Raw genomic sequence first — 2,103 nt, 5'->3', positions numbered from 1 at the left:
CAGCACGCTGAGCCAACATTTGCGCATGATTTCTCTCCTTATGTCGTTGACGGTCGCGAACCGTCGATCACCCCATTCGAGAAACCGCCAAGATCGTCCTGCAGGTCGGGACGGCGCCATCAATGCGACCATTTCTCTTGGCCAAGAATTGTACGTAATGAAAGTTTACACATCAATATATTCTTGGCGGAGTAACCGTAACTAACCAAAGGGAGTGGTAAGGGGGGTTGCGAGCCGGTTGCTCGCGGACGTCTCGGGAATTGCGCGTGGTACGCGCCTTTAAAGCCCGTTCATGAGATCGACGATCCGGGAGCGGAGAACGGGGGTCGCATCGCTCAGCAGCACGGTGTAGACGCCGATCAACAGATTGCGGCGAAGCTGTTGCGCCGATACCACTTTGAACGCCCAGTCCCTCCCGTTCTGTGTGGCGCTCTGCGACAGAAGGGACTCCAGCACTCTGGTCGGCACCTCGCCCCGTAGAAGGTTCGCCGCGATGAGTGGTTGGGTAGCCCGCTTCTGAAGGCCAACCCTTCGCTTGCGCACCTCGTAGTGGGCGCTCCGGTTCGAGTTCCGATAGAGTTCATCGAATGCGATGTACCCGGCCCGCACGGTGTCGGGCCTCTTGGAAACCAGACGGAGAATGGTGTGGGTTGGCGCGAGCAGCTGTTCCAGCGGGTCGTCCGACTCCCCGCGCAGCATTTCGTTTTCGATGGCGTCCAGGATCTCGTGAGACAGGGCCCTGTACAGGGTTTCCTTGTTGCCGACCAGGTTGTAGATGGTCGGGACGGTCACTCGGGCAGCGTGGGCGAGCTTCCTGTAGTTCAGGGCATGCGGGCCGTCGGAGAGGACCTGTTGGGCTTTGCGCACGATCCGGCGGCGCCGGATGTCCTTGCTTTTGGTGTATCTGGCGGCGTGCGCCTCGTTCATCGATCATTCCCCTTGCTGCCGTAAGGCTATCGCGACCGCCGCCCGCTTGCCAATTTCAGTTGGTCCGACCCCGGCCCGGTACGTGGGAAGCCGCCCTGTCGCGAGGTCACCGCACGGTTGGGGGCAAGGCACCTGCGGGTTGATCGGAGTCCGTCGGTCGGGGATCGACCGGCCACGCCCGATGCGCACTTTCCGGGAAGAAAACGCCGGGTTGAGATCGGCCAAGGCAGACGGGCGGGGTCGTCGATGGTACAACGACACCGAACACCGATTGGGCTTGTCCACAACGTGAGCCGGGGGCCCATTTGGGTCCGGGACGCTGGTTGCGTTAACAATTCCCGTCGAGCACGGATACAGCCGAGCATTGAGCCGAACTGACGTCTTCGGCCATGCCAAAAATCCTGGGAGCGTAATCGAGGTTGCCGGCCGTTAACGGGAATCGCCGGTTTGGTAGCGTGCGTGTATGGGATACCGCGCGCTGTCGGAAAGCGCCTGTTGGCGTTTACGACAACGGCAGATACTTGCGCAACCGGGACTCGACGTCACCGTCCAACACGTCAGTCTCGGTCCAGACATCCGCAATGATGCCGTCCGGCCGCACCAATGCGAGCGCCTGGGCCTCATAGGGGGCGACATTCTCTTGCGGCAGTTGCCGCACGCAGATCGGAAAGCAGGCTTGTGCGCGTACATCATCTACCGCCAACGACCAGCGGCAAAGCCCGACCGAAGCACCGGCGACCAGCACGTATTCCAGGCCGAACCAGTCGATCACGGACTGTCCCTTGGCCTCATCCACCCAGACATGCGGGGCGCGGCGACCGGCACGAACGGCCGTCACGAAGTCGATGGTCGGATTGTCGGTGGCGGGCGGCGGCTCGCTGTTCTCGGCAATCAGTGAGGACTTGTGCTCGAAGCCGAGTACCACCCCATCGTAATCGGCGTACTGTTGCGTGTCGCGAATGGCCTGCGTCCTGTCTTCGCCAGCGTAGAAAGCCGCGAAGATCCGCGCCATGTACTCGGTGGTTCTCACGCCCGTGTCGATGCGCACCAGGGCGCAGGGCCTCATCTCGGGCTCGTAGGTGTCGAGAATCTCGGCCGGGGCAAACCCTTTCAGCACAAAGGCCAGCTTCCAGGTCAGGTTGCGGATGCCCGCAAACCCGAGGTTGTTGCCCATGC

The 2,103-nt window shown here is 61.7% G+C and carries 2 protein-coding genes; both read right to left on the bottom strand.

The annotated features are described in order from the left end of the window. Window positions 1-279: 279 nt before the first annotated feature. Complete coding sequence (locus OXG98_10195) at window positions 280-927, bottom strand: TetR/AcrR family transcriptional regulator (protein MCY3772374.1); 648 nt, start codon at window positions 925-927, stop codon at window positions 280-282. A gap of 502 nt (window positions 928-1,429) precedes the next feature. After that, window positions 1,430-2,103, bottom strand: a 674-nt coding sequence (locus OXG98_10190; protein ID MCY3772373.1) for an FAD-dependent monooxygenase, incomplete at its 5' end; no start/stop codon positions are given.

It is taken from the genome of Gemmatimonadota bacterium, from assembly GCA_026706345.1.
In the GTDB taxonomy this organism is placed as follows: Bacteria; JAAXHH01; JAAXHH01; order JAAXHH01; family JAAXHH01; genus JAAXHH01.
Note: the sequence above shows the minus strand (reverse complement) of the source record. Positions and strands in the feature narration are given on the sequence as shown.